The sequence below is a fragment of the Capnocytophaga sp. oral taxon 335 str. F0486 genome, assembly GCF_000277665.1.
In the GTDB taxonomy this organism is placed as follows: Bacteria; Bacteroidota; Bacteroidia; order Flavobacteriales; family Flavobacteriaceae; genus Capnocytophaga; species Capnocytophaga ochracea.
In genome coordinates this window covers 17711-35362 of sequence record NZ_AKFR01000037.1, presented here as the reverse complement: position 1 = coordinate 35362, position 17652 = coordinate 17711, and the positions used below count along the sequence as shown (strand labels likewise).

The following is a 17652-nucleotide window of genomic DNA, read 5'->3' as shown; positions in this document are numbered from 1 at the left end:
ATTAGTTGTTAGAAATTAGGGGTTAGTAGAATCGGTAGGAGAGTTTGGCATAGAAAGCGCGACCGGCTTTTTGGAGGCTGTAGTTATCGTACAACAATTCATCGGTGATATTTTTGGCTTCTACAGAAAAACTTAACCGTTTATTAGGAGTGTAGTAGGTAAGACTTACGTCGTGAGAAAGTTGGCGAGGGACTTTAATTTTTGTTCCTTCGCTTTGCCACGAGGTAAAAAACTCTTCGGTGAAAAAGAGATTATAGTTTAGTGATAGTCTGTCGCGTTTAGCAATCAGGCTTTCTATATTACAAGTAGCATCGGCGTTGCCAAATAGATAAGGCATATTAGGCAAACGGTCATTATAGATAGCAGAAGGGCGACCTGTTTCAGTAAATTCTTCTTTGTTACGCAAGTTCATATAAGACAAGTTGCCACCTACTGAAAATGCATCTTTATAGAAGAAATAGCGCAGGGTAGCATCGACTCCCATATTGAGTACCTTACCGTGATTTCGGCTTCCTGCGGAGCCTTCATTAGCTCCTGCACTGATAATACTTCTGATGATATAATCTTTGATATAACGATAGGCAAAACCCACTTCTACTAAGAATGAATGCACTTTGAACGCAGGTTGATAAGAGAGATTTACATTCAGGTTATCGCTATTTTCGGGTTTGAGCTTATAGTTGCCAATCTCTAAATCGCCATCGCCAAAGAGTTCGGTATCAGTAGGTAGGCGGAAGCTTTTTTCGTAAGAAAGTTTAGCTTGTAGAGGCTTTAAGAGCTGATAAGTAGTCGCCCCACCATACCCCCAAGCCTGAGTGTGATGAGTTTCTTCTTCATATACCGCGCGACTTCCATATCCAGTAACAATCACTGGACCTGTTACAGCTGTATTGTAATATTTACCGAAAGCTAATATATTCCAACGCTCGGAAGGGGTGAACTTATATGATAATCCAGAGATATTTTTCTCATTGACACGCCTCATAAAATCGGAATCGAGGGTATAGTTGGTAATGAGCATATTTTTGTTACGCCGAATGTAATTACTGAAGGTGTGTGTGAGTTGAAAGGAGTGTTTCTCAGTGAGTTGATAGTCTAAGTGTGAAGTAATATAGCCCGTTTTACCTTCAAAAATAGTATTCTGGAGTTGCGATTCACCACGAGTAACCATTGGTTCATACTCACCCGTCCAGCTATAACGGCGAGCTTCTTCATCTACATTCTGAGTGGTGGTAAAATCATAACGTCCTGTAAGGAAGAAAGAGAGACCTTTGAGGATATTCTTTTTCTCATATTCTACTGAAGATGAATAGTTATGAGATTTGCGGTACTTACCTCCGAAGACTTTTTGCATTAGGTTGGCGTTTTGGAGTTGTTTATCCTCTTGACTATAATTGAGCGCAAAAGAAAGTTTATCAGCCCATTTTTCATCGAAGATATTCACACGCCCTATGATAGCCTCGTTGTGATAACGGTCGTGAAAGCGTTTGAACCAACGTTTTTCTTTAGAGTAAGAGCCTGTTTGGAGGTCGAGATATTCAGTAAATACTTTATAACTGTTATCGGAGTAATTTTGATAAGCATTGAGTTCTACACTGATGTTATTGGTGAGGAATTGCCCGAGGTTTAAGGTACTTTTATGGGTGTTGAAAGAACCAAAAGTATAGGATAGATTGCCATAATTGTATCGGCTTTTGCGTGTTACTACATTGATAGCGCCCCCAAGAGCATCGGCACCAAAAGTAACAGGCACCACACCTTTGTAAATTTCGATACGTTCGATAAGTTCAGCGGGAATATTATTAATGCGAAAAGAGGCATTAGCTTCGTTCATAGGAACCCCATCGATAAAGATACGCACGTGACGACCGGTAAAGCCATTAAGATTGATTGCTGTCTCTGCCCCAACCCCACCAGTTTCGCGCATCTTCACTCCCGATACACGAGCAAGCATATCGGCAGCATTGCTGTTGAGATTGCGGAGCTGTTGAGCTTCGATAGCAACCACGTTGTAAGCTGCTTTTTGCACTTGCTTAATAGGTGATTGCCCTGTGAGCACAACCTCACTGAGTTGCGTGACTTCTTCTTCAACAGGTTGAGAGAAGAGTTGAGTTGCACAAAAAGAAGTGAGTAAAAGGATTATATTTTTAGGTGATAAAGGCATTAATATTATTTCTGATGAGAAAAAAAGAGGGTGCAAAGATAGTAAATAAAATGGAATGATTCTAAAAAAATAGAAAATATTTAATGTTAATAATATCAGAAGTGCTAATAATCAACCTTTATGAAGCTTCAAACTTAGGCAAAGTGTGTATTGTTAAAAGTAATACATAGGAGTTTTTAGATTTTAAGGAAAATCTCGCAGGGACTCTAGTGTTTTCGGAGGGAAGTTTGGAAAAGAGCAGAGAGGCTAAGGAGGTTCGGAAAGAAACGGAGAGATTCAAAAGAAGGTTAAGGTGATTTTTGGTGAAAAAAGGCTGTAAGGAGGGTGGGGGTAGCTTATAGAGAGCTTATAGGAAGCTTATACGAATCTTGGACGATTGGTATAGAAAGGGTATATAAGTAATTGACTCATAACACAATACAACAAGGGTAAAAATGTTAAAATTGGGGTTTCGAGGCGAAAGAAAGGGGAAGAGGCACTAGGCCTTAGGCCTTAGGCAATAGGGGGGGAGTATGACGAAAAAGGGAACAAATGACGAATGATGAGGGACGAATTGAGTTGGACGTAAAGGAAGTGTAGCTTACGCTACAGAAATCTAACAAATCTTAAAAAAATCAAACAAATAGGCAACAAGTTGCCTGAATGTCTGGCACAGATTAAACGGATAGTCTTTCAATTGATAATTGACAATTGATAATTGACAAATGTGATGGGTACAAATTGGCAACTGCGTTGCTAGATTTCACAGATTACAATGTAAACACAACTGTAAATCAGTATTGTATATATAGAACTGACGTTGATTAACAAAACATTTATATCCAAAAGTATGTGAGATATTGGAAAAAAGTGTACCTTTGCAGTCTCTTATTACTGATACTACCCTGCTAACGCAGACTTTACCTAAAAAATGAAACTTTTCTATTCTAAAATACTCCTCTTTGGCGAGTATGGCATTATCAAGAACTCCAAAGGCTTGGCAATCCCCTATAACTTTTATAAGGGGACACTGAAAAAGTGCGAGTCGCACAAACAGTGTGAGCCGCACAGAGAGAAAGAAGAAGAGGCTCGCAAATCGAATGAGGCTTTGCGGGAGTTCGCTACTTACTTACAAATCCTTATGGAGGAAGAAAACCCGATTGTGCGCTTCAATCTTGAAAAGCTCAATGCTGATATAGCAGAGGGTATGTACTTCGATAGCAGTATCCCACAAGGCTATGGCGTGGGCAGTAGTGGCGCCTTGGTAGCTGCTATTTACAGCGAATATGCTATTGAACCTATCAGTGCAATGGAAAACCTTACCCGCGAAAAGCTATTGCAACTCAAAGCGATTTTTGGCAAGATGGAATCGTTCTTCCACGGCACTTCTTCGGGCTTAGACCCACTGAACAGCTACCTGAGTTTGCCGATACTTATCAATTCGCACGACCATATAGAGCCTACGGGCATTCCCTCGCAAACGCCTAACGGAAAAGGCGCAGTGTTTTTGCTCGACAGTGGTGTGATAGGCGAAACCGCTCCTATGGTACGCATCTTTATGGAGAATATGAAGAACGAGGCTTTCCAGAAGATGCTCAAAGATGAGTTTATCAAATATACCGATGCTTGTATAGATGACTTTTTGAAGGGGCGCTTCAAATCGCTGTTTGGGAATATCAAGAGTCTATCGGGCATTGTGCTGAACCACTTCAAACCGATGATTCCGAAAGAGTTTCACACGCTATGGAAGCAGGGAATCGACTCGGGCGATTATTTCTTAAAACTATGTGGTTCGGGGGGTGGAGGCTATATTTTGGGCTTTACTGAGGACTTAGAGAAAGCCAAGCGAGCTCTTAGTGACCATAAATTAGAAGTAGTATATCAATTTTAAAACCTATATAAAGGCGTGCCTATGCAACGCCTTTTCTTATTTATAAATGAGTGACACTATCAAACACGAGTGCGGGATTGCTCTTATCCGCTTGCTCAAACCTTTGGAATATTACAAAGAAAAATACGGCTCTGCCTTCTATGGCGTCAATAAAATGTACTTGATGCTGGAAAAGCAACACAACCGTGGGCAAGATGGTGCAGGAGTGGCGAGCATCAAGCTGAATATGCAACCCGGAGAACGCTATATCAGTAGGATTCGTTCCAACGAGGCGCAACCGGTGCAGGATATCTTTACGCGCATCAACCAGCGTATTAACGAGGGCTTTAAGGCGAATCCTACACTGAAAGACAATGTGGCATTGCAGAAAAGAGAACTCCCCTACATAGGCGAAGTGATAATGGGGCACGTGCGCTACGGTACCTTTGGCAAGAACAGCATTGAGAATGTACACCCTTTCTTGCGCGAAAACAACTGGATATACCGCAACCTGATTATGGCGGGTAACTTCAATATGACCAATGTAAACGAGCTCTTCGACAACCTCGTACACCTTGGACAACACCCCAAAGACAAAACCGACACTGTGATTGTAATGGAGGGTATCGGTCATTTTTTAGACGATGAGGTAGAAAAACTCTATCTCCAACTGAAAGAAGAGGGCTATACCAAACAGGAAGCATCGCCTTTTATTGCCGAACGGCTGAATATAGAGCGCATTTTGAAGCGCGCAGCTAAGTATTGGGACGGTGGTTATGCAATGGAAGGAATGATAGGTAACGGCGATGCTTTTGTACTCCGCGACCCTGCGGGTATTCGTCCGGCGTTTTACTATCGAGATGAAGAAGTGGTAGTGGTAGCATCGGAACGTCCGGCTATACAAACGGTCTTCAATGTAAAATACGAGAATGTACACGAGTTGCCACCTGGGAATGCGATTATCATCAAGAAGAGCGGTGAGGTGACAGTAAAAGAGATACTTACCCCAAGGGTACGCAAAGCTTGTTCGTTTGAGCGTATTTACTTCTCTCGTGGTAGTGACCAAGATATTTACCGCGAACGCAAGATGTTGGGCAAGCTACTCTTCCCTCGCATTGCCCAAGCTATCGACCACAACTTGAAAGATACGGTTTTTGCTTATATTCCTAACACGGCTGAAACATCGTATTTGGGACTTATAGAAGCAGCGGAACAATACCTCAACGAGCAGAAAGCAAAACAATTAGCAACCGCCACTGAAAGTGAAATTCTTAGGATTCTCTCTGAAAAAGTACGCACTGAAAAGGTAGCGATTAAAGATGTGAAGTTGCGCACCTTTATCACCGAAGACAGTAGCAGAGACGACCTTGTGGCGCACGTGTATGACATTACCTACGGTTCGGTACAAAAAGGCGACACTTTGGTAATTATAGACGATAGTATTGTGCGGGGTACGACCCTTAAAAAAAGTATTTTGAGCATATTAGGCAGGTTAGAGCCCAAAAAGATAGTGATCGTCTCTTCGGCACCTCAAATACGCTATCCCGATTGTTATGGGATAGATATGGCGCGTTTAGAAGACCTTGTAGCGTTCCAAGCTGCTTTGGCTTTACACCACGAAAGAGGGACTTACCACATCATAAAAGAAGTGTACGAAAAATGTCTTACCCAAGTAGCGCTAAGTGATGACAAGGTGGTGAATTACGTAAAAGAAGTGTATGCTCCTTTCAGCGATGAAGAAATTTCGGACAAGATAAGAGATTTGCTTTTGCCAAAGAACTTCGCCTCAGAAGTAGCAGTAATCTTCCAAACGGTAGACAACCTGCATAAGGCTTGCCCTAAGAATTTGGGCGATTGGTATTTCACGGGTGATTACCCTACCAATGGTGGCAATAGGGTAGTGAATAGGGCGTTTATTAACTTTTATGAAGGGAATAAGGAGAGGGCGTACTGATTTAGGTAAAAGGTAAAAGATAAAAGGTAAAAGATAAAAGGTAAAAGATAAAAGGTAAAAGGTAAAAGGTAAAAGATATGAGGGAATTAGGAAATGAGAAAATGAGAGAATTAGGAAATTAGAGAATGAGAGAATGAGAAAATGAGAGAATGAGAGAATGAGAGAATTAGGAAATGAGAAAATTAAATAAATTAGGTGTGAGTAAAAGTAGTGATGGTTATTAGGGTGAAAGACAAGGTTTGTCAGGAGGTGGAGCGAAGGTAAGATAAAGGTAGGGTGAACGATGAGTGGGTCTACAGTGGGTCTACAGTGGGTCTACAGTGGCTCTACAATGAATGATGAACGAAGGAAAGGTGAAGGTAAGTTAAAACTAAGATAGAGATAAAAAGAAGGTTTTTAGTGGACTTCAACTTTGCCAAAGTTTGAAACTTTGGCAAAGTTCATACAAAAAACGGTGCGAGCCACACGAACAAATAGTGAATGAGCGAAGAAAAGGTGAAGGTAAAGGGGTTTTAAATACTGTTTTGTTTGTATCGTTTTAATTTATTACCTTTGCAGTTCATATTACCTTATTATTAGAGTGAGCAACTATGAACATCGCTTTTGACGCTAAACGGGCTTTCCATAACACACGCGGACTGGGGAATTATAGTCGGGATTTGATTCGCATACTACAAGAACACAAGGTGGGGCATTTATACCTCTTCAACCCACAAAAACGCAAAATTCAGGGAGTGGTGATTGATGAACACACCACCGAAATCACTCCACAATCTTTCTTCTGGCGCAAGCTAAAATCATTATGGCGCAGTGTAAAAATCACTGATATAGCTAAACAACTTCCCATTGACATTTATCACGGACTTTCAGGAGAAATTCCTAAGGGAATTTATAAACACATACCTACGGTAGTTACTATTCACGACCTTATTTTTATGCGTTATCCTGAACTGTATTCGTTTTTCGACAGAAAAATACATTATCGCAAGTTCTTGTATGCCGCACAACATTCAGAACACATCATCGCTATTAGTGAGCAGACTAAACAAGATATCATCAGCTATTTAGGTATTTCAGAAGAGAAAATAACGGTGGTATACCAAGGCTGTCACCGAGCTTTTAAGAAAATATATACCGAAACACAGAAGGAAACTATACGCAAAAAATATCATCTTCCCGAAAAATTTGTATTGAATGTAGGCGCTATTGAGCCTCGCAAGAACGCACTTGAAATAGTGAAAGCTATTGAACCTCTGCGAGATATTTCGTTAGTTTTGGTGGGTAAGCAAACGGCTTATTACCAACAAATAGAGGCGTATTGTGAAACACACCAACTTAAAGACCGCGTGCAAGCACTGAGTAACGTGCCTATGGAAGATTTGGCGATTATCTACCAGCTTGCTGAGGTATTTTGCTATCCTTCGATTTTTGAAGGTTTTGGGATTCCTATTATAGAAGCGTTATTTAGCAAAACTCCTGTGATTAGTTCGCAGGGCAGTTGTTTTGCGGAAGCAGGTGGAACACATTCGGTTTATGTGAACTTGCAAAACGCTGAAAAAGAGATATGTAAAGCCATTGTAAGCATTACTACCGATGAGGAGTTGCGCAGGCAAATGGTAGAAGAGGGTTACCGACACGCTCAGCATTTTACCGACGAGGCAGTGTTTAAAAACTTGATGAAAGTGTATAAAAAAGTAAAAAGTTAGCAGTAAAAGATAAAAATACGACAGCTAGAAACTTATTTAACTTATTGACTTTATGATGTATCATAAATTTTTCTTAAAAAAAAGTAAAGAAAAATTTGTTTGTTAAAAAAACTTCCGTAACTTTGTACCAATTTTAACACTTATAAAGCAATAAAAGATGAGAAAGATGATCTTATTGATGAGCGTCTTTGCTATGCCCCTCGCTATGGCACAGCAACAGAGCTCGCCTGACGGCAATGTAGTGCTCACTTTTTCACTGAAAGCTGATGGGACGCCTTCGTATAAGGTGACTTACAAAAACAAAGCAGTGATCAATGAAAGTACTTTAGGCTTTAAAATAAGAGAAGTGTTATCCTCCTATTTATTGAAATCGGACGAGACACCTGTTTATAGTGAAAAAAGCCTTCCGGACGACTCTAAAATCAAGAAAATTGAGCCGTTAACCCAAAACTTTAAAGTAGTAGACACCAAAAAGTCTACTTTTAAGGAAACGTGGAAACCTGTATGGGGAGAAGAAAGCGAGATTCTCAACCATTACAACGAACTTCTCGTACAATTGCAACAAGAGAAGACCCACCGAAAAATGAACATTCGTTTTCGCGTGTACAACGAGGGAGTGGGCTTCCGCTATGAGTTCCCTTCACAAAAAGAGCTCACCTATTTTGTAATAGAGGAAGAACTCTCGCAGTTTGCGATGACCGGAGACCACACCGCTTGGTGGATTCCTGGGGACTACGATACCCAAGAATACGACTATACGGAAAGTAAGCTCTCCGAAATTCGCGGATTGATGAAACAAGCGATGAGTGACAACGTATCGCAGTTTGTTTTCTCGCCTACCGGCGTACAAACTTCCTTAATGATGAAAACCAAAGACGGCTTGTATATCAATCTTCACGAAGCTGCCTTGGTGAACTACTCGCTAATGAACCTGAACTTAGACGACAAGACTTTCGTCTTCCAATCGTGGCTAACGCCCGATGCACAGGGAGCTAAAGGCTATTTGCAAGCCCCTTGTCACAGTCCTTGGCGTACTATTATGGTGAGTGATGACGCTCGTAAAATCTTGGCGTCACGTCTTATCCTCAACCTCAACGAACCTTGCGCTATTGCCGATACTTCGTGGATTAAACCTGTGAAGTATGTGGGCGTTTGGTGGGAAATGATTACCGGTAAAAACTCTTGGAGTTATACCAACGACCTTCCTGCAGTAGACCTTAATACGGTGGATTACACCAAAACTAAACCTAATGGTACCCACGGCGCTACCAACGAAGAAGTACGCAAATACATCGATTTTGCGGCGAAACACGGCTTCGACCAAGTGCTTGTGGAAGGTTGGAATATAGGTTGGGAAGACTGGTTCGGACACAAAAAGGACTATGTGTTTGACTTTATAACCCCTTACCCCGACTTCGACCTCAAAGCACTGAACGACTACGCGCACTCTAAAGGTGTAAAACTGATGATGCACCACGAAACTTCGGGCTCTACGCGCAACTACGAGCGCCATATGAAAGCCGCTTACGAGTTGATGAATAAATATGGCTACAATGCCGTAAAAAGCGGATATGTAGGCGATATCCTCCCTGTGGGTGAACACCACTACAGCCAATCGACTATTAACCACTACCTCTATGCGATTAAAGAAGCTGCTAAACACAAAATAATGGTGAATGCGCACGAAGCCGTACGCCCTACCGGTATTTGCCGTACTTACCCAAATATGATAGGTAACGAATCAGCTCGCGGTACTGAGTACGAGGCTTTTGGAGGTAATAAAGTATTCCACACCACCATCTTGCCTTTCACTCGTTTGCAAGGAGGCCCAATGGATTATACTCCTGGTATCTTCGAGACCGAAATGAAGTATGTAAATCCTAACAATAACAGTCAGATACGCAGTACCTTGGCACGCCAATTAGCCTTGTATGTAACAATGTACAGTCCGCTACAAATGGCAGCCGACTTGCCAGAGAACTACGAGAAGCATATGGACGCTTTCCAATTCATTAAAGATGTACCCGTAGATTGGCAAAAGAGCGTATACCTTGAAGCAGAACCAGGACGTTACATCACCATTGCGCGTAAAGATAAACACAGCAACGATTGGTACGTAGGCTGTACAGCTCACGAAGGCGGACATACCTCAGAGCTTCTGCTCAACTTCTTGGACAAAGGTAAGAAGTACGAGGCTACTATCTACGCTGATGCTAAAGATGCCAACTGGAAAACCAACCCGAAGGCATACACCATCACCAAACAAAAAGTAAATGCTAAAACCAAATTGAAACTTACTGCCGCTCAAGGCGGAGGGTATGCGATACAAATTAGAAAATTAGAAAATTAGAAAATGAGAGAATTAGAGAATTAGCAAATGAGAAAATTAGAAAATTAGAAAATTAGAGAATGACCAATTTATGGATAAACCGAATATAATTTTAGAAAAGACTTTCTTGTTTTCTCTTAGAATTATTGAGTTATGTAATGTTCTGGAAGAGAATAGAAAGTATGCTATTGCAAACCAATTATTAAGGTCGGGTACTTCCATAGGAGCTAATATAAGAGAAGCTCAGAATGCTGAAAGTCAGCAGGATTTTATTCATAAGTTTAAAATCGCGTCTAAGGAAGCTGAAGAAACAATGTATTGGTTAGATTTGTGTTTGTATTCGAGGGATTATCCTAACACAGAAACGGAAAAGGAAGAACTATTAAGTATTATTTATATTATTAATACTATTATAGGAACAATGAAGAAGAAATTAGAGAATGGGAAAATGAGGAAATGAGAGAATGAGAAAATTTGAATTTGCTAATTTACTAATTCACAAATTTTCAAATTAATATTATTATATATGAAAGTAAAAATGAACAAACTACTTTGTACAGTAATGTTTTTCTTGTGCGTAGCTTTTGGTTATGCACAGCAAATCACTGTAAAAGGAACAGTGAAAGACGGCTCTGGACAACCTTTGATGGGTGCCAGTGTGCTTGTGAAAGGTACCTCTCAAGGTACTGCTGCCGATTTTGACGGTAAATTTGAATTGAAGGTAGACAAAGGGGCGGTGCTAGTCATCTCCTCAGTAGGCTACAAGACACACCAAGTACCTGCGAAGGCAGGTGTGATGAACATCGTGTTGCAGGAAGATACCCAGCAGCTCGATGATGTGGTAGTCATCGGTTATGGGGTGGCTAAGAAGAAAGACGTTACAGGTTCGGTGAACTTGGTAACGGATAAGGATTTTAATAAAGGGCAGAACCTCTCGGCTGACCAGCTCTTGCAAGGGAAGGTAGCAGGGGTGCAGATCTCCTCTGCGAGTGGTGCACCAGGTGGTGGGCAGAATATCCGCGTGCGTGGTACAGGCTCACTCACCCTGAACTCTAACCCCTTGGTGGTAGTAGATGGTGTACCGATGAATGATGGCGCTATTGGAGGTTCACGTAGCATTCTCAACTCCATCAATCCTGAGGATATTGAAAGTATGACGGTACTCAAAGATGCGTCATCAACGGCTATCTATGGTTCACGTGCTGCTAATGGGGTGATTATGATCACTACCAAGAAAGGTAAGATGGGACAAGAAACCAAAGTAACCTTAAACACGAGTATTGCCTTGAATGAGGTGTCTAAGTATGTGGATTTGCTCTCAGCTGATGACTTTCGTACTTTGGTAAACAATACAGGTACCGATACACAGAAGGCACTTTTGGGAACTGCTAATACTGATTGGCAGAAAGAAATCTATCAATTAGCCCCTACCACTAACACTACATTGGGCATTAGTGGTAACTTGAAGTCCGTACCTTATCGTCTTTCTGTTGGGCATAATTATGCTGATGGTATTTTAAAGACTGATAAATTCCAGCGTGGTACTGCTAAGTTGTCATTGACCCCAGCGTTCTTTAACAAGTCATTACGAGCAGAGTTCAACATTTCAGGCTCATATATCAAGAACCGCTTTGCAGATCCTGGGGCTATTGGGGCAGCAATTGAGTACGACCCAACGCAACCTGTCTTCAACGGCAGTCAGTATGGTGGCTATCATACTTGGCTTACTAGTGGGACTAAGAATAATAATGCACCAACTAACCCTATGGCATTATTAAAATTAAAAGAAGATACTTCAACTGTAAAACGAGTGATATCTAACTTGAAATTGGATTATACATTGCCGTTCTTTAAGGATATCACAGCGACCATCAATGCTGGTGTTGATTATACCAAAAGTGATGGATCTAAAATAACAGATCCTCGAATGCCTAATACATCAGCGGACTTTAATGGTGTGGATGAATCATATAGTAATGAAGCTATCAATAGCTTATTTGATGCATATGCTAACTATATGAAAGAAATAGGCAAAAGTAGTCTATCATTAATGTTAGGGCATTCTTACCAGAAATTTGAATTTACCAATGACTCTAATAAAAATGAATATTTTAAGAATGGTAAGGCGACTATAAACACACCTGTGTTAGACAAAAGCCGCAATGTATTAATCTCATTTTTTGGTAGGGCAAACTACAGTTTTGATGATCGCTATATGCTTACCGCTACCTTACGTGCAGACGCTTCTTCAAAGTTGAACCCAGATGACCGTTGGGGCTATTTTCCATCGGTAGCTTTAGCGTGGAATGCTAAGAATGAAACCTTCTTAAAAGAGAGTGAAAGCGTTAATGAATTAAAGCTCCGCTTAGGTTATGGTGAAGTAGGGAACGTAAATGGCTTGGGTGATTACTTATTCTTAACCCGTTATATAGGAAGCTTGAATGACGGAGCTTATTATCAATTTGGCAACCAGTTTATTTCAACTGCACGCCCTGAAGGATTGAATAGACATCTCAAGTGGGAAGTGGGTAACACCGTAAATATTGGTCTTGATTATGGGTTCTTTAAGAACCGTCTCTCTGGTAGTATTGATGTATACCGCAAACTCACTAAGGACTTGATAGCTGAGAGCAGTGTAGCACCTTTCACTAACTACAGCAGCCGTATCGCAAGCAATATTGGTGATATGGAAAACAAAGGGATTGAGTTCTTAGTAAATATTGTGCCTGTGCGCAATGATAATGTAAATTGGACACTGACCTATAACATTGCCTATAACAAGAATGAAATTACGAAGTTGACCAACATTCAAAATGTAGGAGGTATTAATGGAGGTACAGGTAATACTGTACAACGCCACCAAGAGGGCTATGCCCCTTATACATTCTACTTGTACCAACAAGTGTATGGAGCCGATGGAAAGCCTATTGAAGGGGCTTATGTAGACCGCAATGGTGATGGCAAGGTTGATGAGAGCGACCGCTATATGGGCAAATCGCCTTATGCTGATGTAACGATGGGGCTTACTACCAATCTCAACTATAAGAATTGGGATTTGAACATCGCTACCCGTGCAAGCCTTGGCAACTACGTATATGACAACGTATCCTCAGCTAATGCTTCGCTTGACCGTGTATACAGTGATAATATTCTACGTAATACCCCACGTACTTATTACGATACAATGCTTGCAGCACGTACTACCCAAACAATGCTCAGCGATATGTATTTGCACGATGCTTCCTTCTTTAAGATTGATAATGTCACTTTAGGATATACCTTTCCCAAAGAAGATAAGCTCAGCGTACGCCTTTACGGTACAATGCAGAATGTACTTACCCTTACTAAATACAAAGGATTAGACCCAGAAGTATTATCTGTGGATACTAATAACAGAGCAACCTCAGGCATCGATAACAACGTATATCCACGACCAAGAACCTATCTATTAGGTGTTAATGTAAATTTTTAAGAGTATGAAGAAATATATCATAACAGGGCTTGCCTTAGCTTTTTCGCTAACAAGCTGTCTCAAAGACTTAGATCAAGACCCGTCCATTGACCCAGATAGCATCAACGAGAGTTCTGTACAGAATAATCTTGATTATGCAAAGCAAACCTTAGCCAAAGTGTATGCTTCTCTGGCGCTCACAGGGCAAAAAGGTCCTTCTAATTCACCCGATATTCAAGGGCTTGATGAAGGTACTACACAGTTCAGCCGCTTGCTGTTCTACCATCAAGAGTTGCCTACTGACGAAGCCGTAGTAGCGTGGTCAGACCCAGGTGTACCTGATTTCCACAATATGAATTGGACTTCAAGCAATGGGATTACCGAAGCAATGTACTATCGATTGGCACAAACTGTATCATTTGCAAATGCATTTATTGCCAATAACCAGAACAGTTCATTTGAAGAAATGAAGAAGTATGGAGTGGCAGAAGCACGCTTTGTACGAGCCTATGCTTATTATTACTTGATGGACTTGTTCGGCGACACTCCTATCGTAACCGATGTGAAGGAACATCTTACTGATAAAGAAAAAGCCACTCGCAGGCAGGTATTCGAATTTATCGAAAAAGAACTCAAGGAAATCGAAGCAGACTTGAAAGAACCTCGTACCAATGAGTATGGTAGGGTAGACAAAGCTGCTGCTTGGGCTTTGCTTTCACGCTTATACCTCAATGCAAAAGTGTACACAGGCACAGAACGCTATGCCGATTGTATTACCTACGCAGAGAAAGCAATCAGCTCAGGTTATAGCTTAGCCCCTAAATACAGCCAGCTATTCTTAGCCGATAACGACACCAACGGCGCTGAGAAAGAAAACATCTTTACAATTAACTTTGATGGATTACGTAGTCAAACTTGGGCAGGAACTACCTTCCTCATCCACGCTGCAATTGGTGGTTCAATGAAAAAAGAAGACTTTGGTGTAAATGGTGGTTGGGCAGGTATTCGTGCTACTGCTGGTTTGGTAGATAAGTTTGCAGGCTCTGGTACGCCTCCAACATCTTGGACTGATAAACGCGCTATGTTCTACACCGATGGACAAGAGTACGAAATTAATGATATTACTAAGTTCGTACAAGGCTATGCTATCACCAAGTTCAAGAACGTAACTTCAGCAGGCAAAGCAGGTAAAGACCCAAGCGGTAACTATGCAGACACAGACTTAGCACTCATTCGTTTGGCAGAAGTATACCTCAATGCTGCCGAAGCCGCTCTTGCCACAGGCGACAGTGCCAAAGCCTTACAATACGTCAATTTACTGCGCACGCGCGCTGAAGCTCCTGCGCTCTCAAGCATCACTATGGACAACATACTTGACGAACGCGCGCGCGAACTCTATTGGGAAGGCTTCCGCCGTACTGACCTGATCCGTCACGGGAAGTTTACTACTGCCTCTTATCTCTGGCCATTCAAAGGCGGTGTAAAAGATGGCAAGGCAGTAGAGGATTTCCGTAACCTATACCCTATCCCTCAAAACATCGTTTTGAACTCAGAAGGGGTCATCAAACAAAATAAAGGATATTAAAAACGATTGAAAGATGAGAAAGATAGTAATAATAGCACTGTTAGCGCTTACAGCAATAACAGGCTGTGAAAAAGAAGATAAAGCTACACTTGATGACAGTACCACAACAATAAGTGCAACACTGTCAATTAATAGCTTAGTACTCACTAAAGATAATGCAAGTGGAGAAGCACTTACAGTATCTTGGAAAACTTCAGAGTTTAATATACCTGTACCCGTACAGAGTTACACGGTTGAATTTTCATATAATGATCAGAAAGCTGTAGTAGCAGCCACTAAATCACCCTTAACTCTTACAGGAGAGGAACTCAATAATATCTTAGCAAAACTAAAATTTGATGCAGGTGTAGCTACAGATATTAAAGTAAAAGTTTTAGCTAAACTTGGCGCTAGCAAAGAGATTGCTTCAGCTGAGAAAAAACTTACCGCTACCCGCTATGAAGATGTTATTCAACCCTCTGAATGGGGAGTTGTAGGGACTATCAATGGCTGGGGTGCTCCTGATATACCTTTTTGGGATACTGATAACAACCTAAAGGTGGCTTATGTTACTTTTAAAAAATCTGATGAGTTCAAAATACGTAAAGGAGCCAGCTGGGATAAAGGCGGTAATCTTGGAGGTAAAACAAACCCTGAGGAAATAACCCTTGGCGAGGAAAAGGTATTGCTCAATGCGGGTAATAGTGGAAATCTAAAAGTTCCTGAAGATGGCACTTATCGCATTCTTTTCAATGAAAGCAAGTTATCCATAAAAGTAGAATTATATTCTTGGGGGCTTATTGGTAATGCAGCTAAAGGATTTGGAGACAAAGATGACATTGCAATGACCTATAATGGTGCTTATGACCGTTGGGAAATTGACAATGTAGTTCTTACAGGAGGAGGCGATAATCGTGTTAAATTTCGCTTGAACAACAGTTGGGGTACCAATTTTGGTAAGGGAGATACTGATGGAGTATTAAAATCGGGCGGAGGAGATATTCCTATTAGTAAGAGTGGTACTTACAAAGTCATTATGAAGTTTAAAGGCAACACAGGCTCTTATGAGTTTATAGCTAAATAACTAATAATTTAATAAAAACCAATACCCCCTGTTTGTTCAGGGGGTATTTATTAATATGAAAAGAGAATGAGAAAGATATATTTATTAGGTACAATTTTATTAGCCTTATGGGCTTGTGATAAGCAAGATTCAAATATAGAGAAGAAGCCTCAGATTAATACAGAAGAAGAACTTCCAAATACATCAGATACAGAACCTATCAATCTCACTGAGATGGATAATGGCAACCGTGCGATGATGCAAGCCTTCTATTGGGATGTAGAGCCACGGGGCGGCTGGTGGGATAAAATATCGGAAAAGGTCGCTGATTGGAAGGCAAACGGTATCGACCGTATCTGGCTGCCTCCTGCCTGCAAAGGTGCTTCGGGCGGTTACTCAATGGGCTACGACCCTTCGGACTATTACGACCTTGGCAATTACAACCAGCACGGTACCACCGAAACACGTTTCGGCTCAAAGGATGAGCTTGTAAGCCTTATCACCAAAGCCCACCAAGTAGGGCTGGAGGTAGTGGCAGACATCGTCATAGGGCATAACAACGGTGGTGGCAAGGAGTGGAACCCTTATCGAAACAAGGAGACCTATACCTTATTTGATAAAAATCACGGTTGTGCCTCTGGCAAGTTTACGCGCAATTACAATGATTTTCACCCTAACCTTGATGAAGACCACGATGAGGGAGCAGACTTCTACCCTGAGCAAGACTTATGTCACAAGAAGGATTACGTACAAGGCTGGCTGTGGAAACAGGATAACTCGGTAGCAAAGTACTACAAGAACACTATCAAAATAGATGGTTGGCGGTTTGATTACGTGAAGAGCTTTGGTGCTTGGGTAGTCAAGGACTGGCTGGCAGCGGTTGGTGGGTTTGCCGTGGGCGAACTCTGGGATGGCAATGCAGACGTGCTGAAAAGCTGGACAGACAACAGCGGTGCCTCAGCCTTTGACTTTGCCTGCTTCTATACACTTGAGCAAGCTCTTGACGGCAATAACCTGAAAGGACTCAAAAATCCTAGGATGCTTCGCACGCTCAACCCAAATAAAGCAGTAACCTTTGCTGCCAATCACGATACGGAGAAGGATTCTAATCAAGGTAATCGCATTGATACTGAAAATAAACTCTTAGCATACGCTTATATTCTTACCCATAGCGGTTACCCTACTATTTTCTATTCCGATTACGAGAAATCAGAATGGAAAGCCAAGCTACAACAGCTATTACTCATACATCGCAGTTTAGCAGCAGGAGAAGAAAGGTTTTATTATGCTTCACCGACTGAGTTTATTGATTTTCGTTTGGGAGACACTAAAAGTCCTGGTATGATACTTTACCTGAATAATGCTAAAAAATCTTCAACCCAAACGGTTGATACACCTTGGAAAGATAGGGTAATTATTGATTATACTAACCACGTAATCAAGCGCTATAAAACCAATGCGGCAGGCAAGGTAACAATCACCGTACCTGCTAAGAGCTACACAGTGTGGTCAATAGGTAAATAACATAAAGTTATACAGATAAAAAAACGAGCTACCTCGCAATGAAGTAGC

At 41.3% G+C, this 17652-nt stretch carries 10 protein-coding genes; 9 read left to right on the top strand and 1 reads right to left on the bottom strand.

Going from position 1 to position 17652, the window contains the following annotated elements; all coding sequences use genetic code 11:
* Nucleotides 1-22: 22 nt before the first annotated feature.
* Entirely contained in the window at nt 23-2164 is a 2142-nt protein-coding gene (locus HMPREF1320_RS10060) for a TonB-dependent receptor (RefSeq protein WP_009418581.1), read from the bottom strand.
* 910 nt (nt 2165-3074) lie between these two features.
* Between HMPREF1320_RS10060 and HMPREF1320_RS10055 the strand changes: the two genes are divergently transcribed.
* The 9 genes from HMPREF1320_RS10055 to HMPREF1320_RS10015 all read left to right on the top strand — a co-directional run bounded on the left by HMPREF1320_RS10055 (nt 3075) and on the right by HMPREF1320_RS10015 (nt 17604).
* Nucleotides 3075-4034 (top strand): mevalonate kinase, encoded by a 960-nt coding sequence (locus HMPREF1320_RS10055; RefSeq protein WP_009418557.1) that lies wholly within the window; start codon nt 3075-3077, stop codon nt 4032-4034.
* Nucleotides 4035-4080: 46 nt separating this feature from the next.
* The gene (locus tag HMPREF1320_RS10050) at nt 4081-5967 is read left to right on the top strand and encodes an amidophosphoribosyltransferase (RefSeq protein ID WP_009418621.1); all 1887 of its coding nucleotides are present in this window, start codon (nt 4081-4083) and stop codon (nt 5965-5967) included.
* A 590-nt stretch (nt 5968-6557) separates the two neighbouring features.
* Entirely contained in the window at nt 6558-7673 is a 1116-nt protein-coding gene (locus HMPREF1320_RS10045) for a glycosyltransferase family 4 protein (protein ID WP_009418627.1), read from the top strand.
* 157 nt (nt 7674-7830) lie between these two features.
* Entirely contained in the window at nt 7831-10023 is a 2193-nt protein-coding gene (locus tag HMPREF1320_RS10040; protein ID WP_034554541.1) for a glycoside hydrolase family 97 protein, read from the top strand.
* A gap of 70 nt (nt 10024-10093) precedes the next feature.
* A complete protein-coding gene (locus HMPREF1320_RS10035) occupies nt 10094-10462 on the top strand; it encodes a four helix bundle protein (RefSeq protein ID WP_009418620.1) in 369 nt (122 codons plus the stop codon).
* A gap of 66 nt (nt 10463-10528) precedes the next feature.
* The gene (locus HMPREF1320_RS10030) at nt 10529-13474 is read left to right on the top strand and encodes a SusC/RagA family TonB-linked outer membrane protein (RefSeq protein ID WP_009418605.1); all 2946 of its coding nucleotides are present in this window, start codon (nt 10529-10531) and stop codon (nt 13472-13474) included.
* A gap of 4 nt (nt 13475-13478) precedes the next feature.
* Nucleotides 13479-15038, top strand: coding sequence for a RagB/SusD family nutrient uptake outer membrane protein (locus HMPREF1320_RS10025; RefSeq protein ID WP_009418600.1), 1560 nt, complete (start codon nt 13479-13481; stop codon nt 15036-15038).
* A gap of 13 nt (nt 15039-15051) precedes the next feature.
* Nucleotides 15052-16101 carry a SusE domain-containing protein gene (locus tag HMPREF1320_RS10020; protein WP_009418614.1) on the top strand — a complete coding sequence of 350 codons (1050 nt, stop codon included), beginning with the start codon at nt 15052-15054 and terminating at the stop codon, nt 16099-16101.
* Between the two features lie 66 nt (nt 16102-16167).
* Nucleotides 16168-17604, top strand: coding sequence for an alpha-amylase (locus HMPREF1320_RS10015; RefSeq protein ID WP_009418569.1), 1437 nt, complete (start codon nt 16168-16170; stop codon nt 17602-17604).
* The last annotated feature ends 48 nt before the right edge of the window (nt 17605-17652 follow it).

Excerpts from the sequence above, each read along its gene's own strand:
- HMPREF1320_RS10050 (WP_009418621.1), top strand. The coding sequence starts at position 4,081 with ATGAGTGACACTATCAAACACGAGTGCGGGATTGCTCTTATCCGCTTG.
- HMPREF1320_RS10015 (WP_009418569.1), top strand. The coding sequence starts at position 16,168 with ATGAGAAAGATATATTTATTAGGTACAATTTTATTAGCCTTATGGGCT.
- HMPREF1320_RS10060 (WP_009418581.1), bottom strand. The coding sequence starts at position 2,164 with ATGCCTTTATCACCTAAAAATATAATCCTTTTACTCACTTCTTTTTGT.
- HMPREF1320_RS10025 (WP_009418600.1), top strand. The coding sequence starts at position 13,479 with ATGAAGAAATATATCATAACAGGGCTTGCCTTAGCTTTTTCGCTAACA.
- HMPREF1320_RS10030 (WP_009418605.1), top strand. The coding sequence starts at position 10,529 with ATGAAAGTAAAAATGAACAAACTACTTTGTACAGTAATGTTTTTCTTG.
- HMPREF1320_RS10045 (WP_009418627.1), top strand. The coding sequence starts at position 6,558 with ATGAACATCGCTTTTGACGCTAAACGGGCTTTCCATAACACACGCGGA.
- HMPREF1320_RS10020 (WP_009418614.1), top strand. The coding sequence starts at position 15,052 with ATGAGAAAGATAGTAATAATAGCACTGTTAGCGCTTACAGCAATAACA.
- HMPREF1320_RS10035 (WP_009418620.1), top strand. The coding sequence starts at position 10,094 with ATGGATAAACCGAATATAATTTTAGAAAAGACTTTCTTGTTTTCTCTT.
- HMPREF1320_RS10040 (WP_034554541.1), top strand. The coding sequence starts at position 7,831 with ATGAGAAAGATGATCTTATTGATGAGCGTCTTTGCTATGCCCCTCGCT.
- HMPREF1320_RS10055 (WP_009418557.1), top strand. The coding sequence starts at position 3,075 with ATGAAACTTTTCTATTCTAAAATACTCCTCTTTGGCGAGTATGGCATT.